The sequence below is a fragment of the Streptomyces sp. NRRL WC-3626 genome (genome assembly GCF_000718785.1).
Taxonomy (GTDB): domain Bacteria; phylum Actinomycetota; class Actinomycetes; order Streptomycetales; family Streptomycetaceae; genus Streptomyces; species Streptomyces edwardsiae.
Genome location: NZ_JOCA01000080.1, coordinates 1 through 263, shown reverse-complemented (window position 1 = coordinate 263; position 263 = coordinate 1). Strand labels below are relative to the sequence as shown.

The 263-nt window shown below is 69.6% G+C and carries 1 protein-coding gene; it reads left to right on the top strand.

The window, feature by feature from the left end:
* Positions 1-263: ricin-type beta-trefoil lectin domain protein (locus IF28_RS36830; RefSeq protein ID WP_199809096.1), on the top strand; the 263-nt coding region annotated here is incomplete at both ends.

Below are 263 nucleotides of genomic sequence, written 5' to 3'. Positions count from 1 at the left end.
CGCACGGGTGAGGTGAAGGGGGTCGACGGGAAGTGTCTGGATGTGGACAACGGGGGCACGGCGGACGGTACGGAGGTGCAGGTCTGGACGTGCAACTCGTCGGCGGCGCAGCGCTGGACGGTGTCGCAGGACGGTTCGCTGAGGGCGCTGGGCAAGTGTCTGGACGTGTCCGGTGGCGGGAGTGCCGACGGTACGCGGATCCAGTTGTGGACGTGCAACGGGACGGGGGCGCAGAAGTGGGCGGCCCAGTCGGACGGCACGGT